A 6712-nucleotide genomic window follows, 5' to 3' on the forward strand; every position below is an offset into this window, starting at 1 on the left:
CCCCCTCCTCCACCCACCCCCCCCCCCCCCCCCCCCCCCCCCCCCCCCCCCCCCCCCCCCCCCCCCCCCCCCCCCCCCCCCTCCCCTCCGCTACCGCCGGCGGGCGGTGATCAGACGCTGCAGGACGATGAAGACGAACAGCAGCCCGCCGATCACGATCCTGGTCCACCACGAGCTGAGGGTGCCCTGGAAGCTGATGATGGTCTGGATCAGGCCCAGCACCAGCACGCCCAGCAGGGTGCCCAGCAGGTAGCCGGAGCCGCCGGTGAGCAGGGTGCCGCCGATCACCACGGCGGCGATCGCGTCCAGCTCCAGGCCGACCGCGTGCAGGCCGTAGCCGGAGAGCATGTAGAAGGTGAGCAGCACACCGCCGAGCGCCGAACAGAAGCCGCTGATCGCGTACACGGTGGTCTTGGTCCGTCCCACCGGCAGGCCCATCAGCAGGGCGGACTGCTCGCTGCCGCCGAGCGCGTACACGTTCCGGCCGAGCCGGGTGTAGTGCAGCACGACGAATCCGGCCGCCACCACCAGGAGCGCGATGACCACGCTCGGCGAGACGAACAGGTCCCCGAGCGGGATGCGGGTCTGCGCCATCGCGGTGTACGACGGATCCGTGATGGAGATCGACTCGATGCTGATCATGTAGCACAGGCCCCGGGCGAGGAACATGCCCGCCAGTGTCACGATGAACGGCTGGATCTCGAAGGTGTGGATCACCCACCCCATCACCCAACCGCCGGCCGTGCCCATCACCAGCACCAGCGGGATGACCAGCAGCGGCGGCCAGCCCTGCCGCTCCACCAGCCAGGCGGAGACCATGGTGGACAGGGCCACCACCGCGCCGACCGACAGGTCGATGCCGCCGGTCAGCACGACGAAGGTCATCCCGACCGCGACCACGAGCAGGAAGGCGTTGTCGATCAGCAGGTTGAGCAGCACCTGCCCGGAGAAGAATCCGTCGTACTGCACCGACCCGGCGGTGAACATCGACACCAGCAGGACGGAGGTGACCAGCAGCGGGATCTGTCCGCGCACTCTGGTCAGCAGGGCGTTGGCGTTCACGCGCCGACCTCCCGGTTGGTGGTGGTGGCAGGGCGCGGCCGGCCGGTGCTCCGGCGCCCGGCGCCGCGCCGGGCGACCTTGGCACGGAAGTTCGGCGACTGGATCAGGCAGACCGTGATCACGACGAACGCCTTGAAGACCAGCGTGGTCTCCGGCGGGATGCCGATGGTGTAGACCGTGGTGGAGAGGGTCTGGATGATCAGCGCGCCGAGGACCGTGCCGCCGATCGAGAAGCGACCCCCGTTGAGCGACGTCCCGCCGATCACCACCGCGAGGATGGCATCGAGCTCGATCCACAGACCGGCGTTGTTGCCGTCCGCCGCCGAGACGTTGGAGGAGACCATCAGTCCGGCGACGGCCGCGCAGAGGGCGCTGAACACGTACACCAGGCCGACCAGGCGCATCGCCCGGATCCCGACCAGCCGGCTGGCCACCGGGTTGCCACCGACCGACTCCAGCAGCAGGCCGAGGGCGGTGGAGCGGGTGAGCAGCGCGGTGAGCAGCGCGACCAGCCCGCTGAGCAGGATCGCGAACGGCATCCCCAGCCAGTAGCCGCCGCCGATGAGCTTGTACGGCTCGCTGGTGATCGTGATGATCTGACCGTCGGTGATCAGCTGGGCGACGCCGCGGCCGGCGACCATCAGGATCAGGGTGGCGATGATCGGCTGTACCCCGATCCGGGCCACCAGCACCCCGTTCGCGACACCCAGCAGCACCGCCGTACCGAGCGCGATGCCGATCGCGCCGAGCACCGTGCCGAGACTCGCCGGGTCGGCCGCCTCGCTGATGTGCAGGCAGGCCAGCGCGCCGGCGATGGCGACGGTGGAACCGACCGAGAGGTCGATCCCGCCTGTGGCGATCACCAGGGTCATGCCGAGCGACACCAGGATCAGCGGAGCGCCGAAGTGCAGGATGTCGACCGTGCTGCCGTACAGGTGGCCGTCCTTGAGGTGGACGGCGAAGAAGTCCGGGGTGAAGGCGAGGTTGGCGAGCAGGAGCACGGCCAGCACCACGGCCGGCCAGAACAGCCGGTACCGGGTCACCGCCTTGCCCCTCCCGGTGGTCGAGGCCGTGGTCATTGTTCCGCTCCACTCGCGATGGTGGCCAGGACGCGCTCCGGGGTGAGGGCGTCGTCGTTGCGCAGTTGGGCGACCATCCGGCGGTCGCGCAGTACCCCGACGCGGTGGCTGAGCCGCAGCACCTCCTCCAGCTCGGCGGAGATGAACAGCACCGCCATGCCCTCCTCGGCGAGGTTCGCGACCAGCTTCTGGATCTCGGCCTTGGCGCCGATGTCGATGCCGCGGGTGGGCTCGTCCAGGATCAGCAGCTTGGGGTCGGTGATCAGCCAGCGGGCCAGCAGCACCTTCTGCTGGTTTCCGCCGCTGAGGTTGCGGACCAGCGCCTCCGGATCGCCCGGGCGGATGTCCAGGGCACGGATCCAGCGCAGCGCCAGCGCGTCCTGCACGGTGCGCGACAGCGGACGGGCCCAGCCGCGGGCCGCCTGCATCGCCAGCACGATGTTCTCCCGGACGGTCAGCTCGCCGACCAGGCCCTCGGTCTTGCGGTTCTCCGAGCAGAACGCGATGCCGTGCGCGATCGCGTCGCGCGGGCTGCGCAGGTCGGTCTCGGTGCCGTCGATCCGCACGGTGCCGCCGTCCTTGTGGTCGGCGCCGAACAGCAGCCTGGCGGCCTCGGTCCGGCCGGATCCCAACAGGCCCGCCAGGCCGATCACTTCACCGGGACTGATGGCGAGGTCGTACGGGGCGACGGCGCCCTGCCGGGCCAGGCCCTCGGCCTCCAGGAAAGGTCGGCCGGTGGCCGGAGCGGAGCGCTCGCGCCGGTGGCCGCCGGCGAGTCGGTCGAGCCCGGCGAGCTCCGCCCCGATCATCCGCGAGACCAGTTCGACCTGGTTGAGCTCGCTGGTCAGGTACTCGCCCTCGAGCCGTCCGTTGCGCAGCACCGTCATCCGGTCGCAGATCTCGTAGATCTGGTCGAGGAAGTGCGAGACGAACAGGATGGCGACGCCCTGGTCGCGCAACCGCCGCATCACGGTGAAGAGTTGGCTGACCTCTTCACGGTCCAGGCTGGAGGTCGGCTCGTCCAGGATCAGCACCTTGGCCGAGACGTCCGCCGCGCGGACGATGGCGACCAGTTGCTGGACGGCGATGGAGTAGCTGTCCAGCGGCGCACTGACGTCGACGTCCAGCTCCATCGTCCGGACCAGTTCGGCGGCCCTGCGGCGCATCTCGGCCCAGTCGATCAGGCCGAGGCGGCGCGGTTCGCGACCGATGAAGATGTTCTCCGCCACCGACAGGTTCGGGCAGAGGTTCACCTCCTGGTAGACGGTGCTGATGCCCACCTCCTGGGCCTGCAGCGGACCGGCGATCCGAACCCGCTCTCCGGCCAGCACCACCTCGCCGCCGTCCGCCGGGTGCACCCCGGTCAGCACCTTGATCAGCGTGGACTTGCCGGCGCCGTTCTCCCCCATCAGGGCGTGCACCTCGCCTGGGAAGAGCCGGAAGTCGACCCCGTCCAGCGCCACCACCCCGGGGAACTCCTTGCGGATCCCCCGCACTTCCAGGACCGGTTGCTGACGCACCCCGGTTCTCCTCTCCTCGTGCGACCCTGTCCGCCCGGGGAGTGATCCGCCGATCACTCCCCGGGCGGGCGGGCCCGTTCAGTACTGGCGGGTCGGCAGCGCGGCAGCGGCCTGGTCCTGGGTGAAGACACCCTCCTGCGTCTTGATCCGCTTCGGCACCTGCTCGCCGGCCTTGACCTTCTTCACCAGGTCCATCAGCTGGTCGCCGAGGATCGGGTTGCACTCCACATCGACGTTGATCTTGCCCTGGGTCATCGCCGTGAAGGCGTCCTTGACCCCATCCACCGAGATGACCCTGATGTCGGTGCCCGGCTTCTTGCCGGCCTCCTCGATCGCCTGGATGGCCCCCAGCGCCATGTCGTCGTTGTGCGCGTACAGCACGTCGATCTTCGGCTGGGCCTTCAGGAAAGCCTGCATGACCTCCTTGCCCTTCGCGCGGGTGAAGTCGCCGGTCTGCGAGGCCACCACCTTGAACTTCGCGTCCGCCTTGATCACGTCACCGAAGCCCGCCTTGCGGTCGTTGGCCGGCGCCGAACCGGTGGTGCCCTGCAGTTCGACGATGTTCACCTCGTCGGACTTGCCCTGGTACTCCTTCACCAGCCAGTCGCCGGCCTTCTTGCCCTCCTCGACGAAGTCCGAGCCGAGGAAGGAGACGTAGAGCGAGTCGTCCTTGGAGTCCACCGCGCGGTCGGTGAGGATCACCGGGATCTTGGCGTCCTTCGCCTCCTTCAGCACGGTGTCCCAACCCGACTCCACCACCGGCGAGAAGGCAATCACGTCGACCTTCTGCTGGATGAACGAGCGGATCGCCTTGATCTGGTTCTCCTGCTTCTGCTGCGCATCGGAGAACTTCAGCTCGATGCCGGCCTTCTTCGCGGACTCCTGGATCGACTTGGTGTTCGCGGTGCGCCAGCCACTCTCCGCGCCGACCTGCGAGAAGCCCACGACGAGCTTGTGGCCGGCTCCCTTGTCGGCCGAGCCCCCGCCACCGCCGGAACCACACGCGGTGAGGACGGTGACCATCGCACCGGCGACCAGGGCCGCCGCAGCTCTCTTGGACATGGTGGGACTTCCTCTCGGGATCGTCGATCGCGCGAACAGCACCGGCTCACATGAACGGGAGGTATCGGCGCCGTTTCGCTCGAGACAGATTGTTAACGCTCACAATCAGAACCGGCAAGGCCCCCGAGCCCCGTTACCCAATCTTGACCAGGCCGTCCGCAGCAACCCGATCGCCCGTCAACTCCGCCACAGACTCAGGAGTTGATCATTCGCCGAAGAGGGTTCCCACCGGCCGGGACCGGTCCGACCGCACCCCCTCGCCCCCTCGGCAGGGCAACGTACAAGCCTGACCGGCCCCGGCCTTCGGACGCGAAGCGCCCCGTGCCCGCACGGGCTCCCCGCGCTCGCCGAGGCGGGCCCTTCGCGGACACCGCCCCCGGATCCGCGGACGCCCACCCGTCGGACGGGACCGAGCGCCCCGATCGGCCGCCCCGACGGCCACGGGCGGCAGGGGTCAGACGCGGCGGGCGGGGCTGGCGCTGCGGCGCAGGACCATCTCCGGGGAGATCTGCACGTGGTTGTGGTCGTGGGCGACGCCGTCGAGTTCCTTGAGGAGGAGTTCGAGGGCGTGGCGGCCGAGTTCGCCGAAGTCCTGGCGAACGGTGGTGAGCGGCGGGGTCAAGTACGCGGCCTCCGGGATGTCGTCGAAGCCGATCACGCTGATCTCTCCCGGCATGGCGCGGCCCGCCTCGTACAGGGCGCGGACCAGGCCGAGCGCCATGTGGTCGCTGGCGCAGAAGACGGCCGTGACCTCCGGGTCGTGGGCGATCCGGCGGCCCGCCTCGCACCCGGAGCGGGAGGTCCAGTCGCCGGTCTCGACCGGCGGCACGCGGGCGCCGCCGGCCTCCAGGGTCCGCCGCCAGCCGTCCTGGCGGTCGCGGCTCTCCATCCAGCCCGCGGCGCCCGAGAGGTGGTGCACGGTCCGGTGGCCGAGGTCGAGCAGGTAACGGGTGGCGGCCTCGGCACCGGCCCGGTTGTCGAACGACATCATCGGCAGCCGGGACCGGCTACCGGATCCGACCGCGACCACCGGCACCGAACTGGAGAGCTTCGCGAGGGCGCCGACCGCGGAGACCTGCGGGGCGATCACCACGACGCCTTCCACGCCCTGGTCGCGCAGCCTGTCCACGGCCTCCTGCACGGATCGGCCGTCCAACGAGCGCAGGCTGGCGACGCTGACGAAGTAGTCGGCGGTGCGGGCGGCGCGCTCGATGCCGTCCAGCATCGACGCGGGCCCGTACAGCGTGGAGTCGAAGGTGACCACGCCCAGGGTCCGCGAGCGGCGGGTGACCAGGGCGCGGGCCGCCGAGTTGGGCCGGTAGTCGAGTTCGCGGATCGCAGCGAGCACCCTTTCGCGGGTCCCGGGCCGCACGTGCGGGGCGCCGTTGAGCACCCGGGACACCGTCTGGTGGGAGACGCCGGCCAGTTTCGCGACGTCCGCCATCACCGGCTGCCGCACCTCGGTACCGACCGCTTCAGCTCCCACGTACAGCCCCTCCGGTGCCACGGTCCGACCGGCCGCCTCGTGGCGGCGCGGCGGCGTGGCGGCGTGGCGGCGTGGCGGCGTGGCGGCGTGGCGGCGCGGCGGCGTGGCGGCGTGGCGGCGTGGCGGCGTGGCGGCGTGGCGGCGCCACTGTCTCATGCCCATCATGCGCAAACATGTTAGCGCTAACAACTGGCGTGCGGTCAGGCTTCGATCCGGCCTCGGGGCGGTCGCCCGGGCAGGCCGCGCCCCTCCCCGGCGCGGGCCGCACCCATGACGGGCGGCTCGTCGAGCCGATCGGCGCGGCCCTCCCGGGGATGGCCGGGCCCGGGCATCACGAAGGCCCGGCCCGTCGCCTCGCCGCCCTTTCCCCCGCCACCGGCGGCGGGCGGAGATCGGGCTCGGCCACCGGCCCCGGGGCGCGGCACGGGAACGGCGGACGGGGGGGGGGGGGGGGGACGGCCGTGGGGTGGCCCCCCCTCCTCCCAACGAGTCGGGGGGGCTTC

At 70.9% G+C, this 6712-nt stretch carries 5 protein-coding genes; all 5 read right to left on the minus strand.

The features are described 5' to 3' along the window. Positions 1-90: 90 nt before the first annotated feature. Positions 91-1062 carry a galactofuranose ABC transporter, permease protein YjfF gene (yjfF, locus tag ACZ6NC_RS28400; RefSeq protein WP_465572470.1) on the minus strand — a complete coding sequence of 324 codons (972 nt, stop codon included), beginning with the start codon at positions 1060-1062 and terminating at the stop codon, positions 91-93. Beyond that, on the minus strand, positions 1059-2141 hold the full coding sequence (locus ACZ6NC_RS28405; RefSeq protein WP_465572467.1) for an ABC transporter permease: 1083 nt from the start codon (positions 2139-2141) through the stop codon (positions 1059-1061). The genes yjfF and ACZ6NC_RS28405 overlap by 4 nt, the downstream gene beginning before the upstream one ends. Further along, positions 2138-3661, minus strand: a complete 1524-nt coding sequence (locus ACZ6NC_RS28410; RefSeq protein ID WP_465736601.1) for a sugar ABC transporter ATP-binding protein — start codon at positions 3659-3661, stop codon at positions 2138-2140. Before ACZ6NC_RS28410 ends, ACZ6NC_RS28405 begins: the two co-directional genes overlap by 4 nt. A 78-nt stretch (positions 3662-3739) precedes the next feature. After that, positions 3740-4723, minus strand: coding sequence for an ABC transporter substrate-binding protein (locus ACZ6NC_RS28415; protein ID WP_465572462.1), 984 nt, complete (start codon positions 4721-4723; stop codon positions 3740-3742). Between the two features lie 454 nt (positions 4724-5177). Next, positions 5178-6374: a LacI family DNA-binding transcriptional regulator gene (locus ACZ6NC_RS28420; protein ID WP_465736602.1), complete on the minus strand. Its 1197-nt coding sequence runs from the start codon at positions 6372-6374 to the stop codon at positions 5178-5180. Between the last annotated feature and the right edge of the window lie 338 nt (positions 6375-6712).

The organism is Kitasatospora sp. NPDC041988, assembly GCF_055588525.1.

Coding starts and splice junctions, on each gene's coding strand:
- ACZ6NC_RS28405 (WP_465572467.1), bottom strand. CDS start 2,141: ATGACCACGGCCTCGACCACCGGGAGGGGCAAGGCGGTGACCCGGTAC.
- ACZ6NC_RS28415 (WP_465572462.1), bottom strand. CDS start 4,723: ATGTCCAAGAGAGCTGCGGCGGCCCTGGTCGCCGGTGCGATGGTCACC.
- ACZ6NC_RS28420 (WP_465736602.1), bottom strand. CDS start 6,374: ATGATGGGCATGAGACAGTGGCGCCGCCACGCCGCCACGCCGCCACGC.